Origin of the sequence: Streptomyces iakyrus (assembly GCF_000717055.1) — a bacterium.
Lineage (GTDB): Bacteria > Actinomycetota > Actinomycetes > Streptomycetales > Streptomycetaceae > Streptomyces > Streptomyces iakyrus.
This window is the reverse complement of sequence record NZ_JNXI01000126.1, coordinates 1-339: the sequence shown is the minus strand read 5'-3', so window position 1 is coordinate 339 and position 339 is coordinate 1. Positions and strand designations below refer to the sequence as shown.

1 protein-coding gene is annotated in these 339 nt (G+C 63.1%); it reads left to right on the top strand.

Annotated features, from left to right (window positions below):
• The coding region (locus OO68_RS49030; RefSeq protein WP_209442696.1) for a hypothetical protein at positions 1-229 on the top strand (229 nt) is incomplete at its 5' end.
• Positions 230-339 lie beyond the last annotated feature (110 nt).

The window sequence follows — 339 nt, the reverse complement described above, 5'->3', positions numbered from 1 at the left end:
TGCCGAGATCGTGTCGGACATCTGCGATGCAGCGCGCATCCGTCCACCCGCGATGGTGAAGGTAGGCCTTCAGCAACAGTTCCAATCCCCAATGGAGATTTTGGAACACATGCTCGTCGGTGCGGCCCCCGTCAGTCCCGTCGAATCGTTCTGCCGATGCGCAGAAATTTCCGCCCATGCTGCGGAGGTGTTGCACGAGAGTTTCCTGCATCTGCCTGCCCCACCCTGATCACTCCTACCGGTCACGCGCTCCGTCGGCCAGTCCGTCCTTTTTGTGCGCCGAGGCGCGCTACGGCGCCCGGCTCGTGCCGCTCCAGGAACCTGGGACCAGCTTGGGCA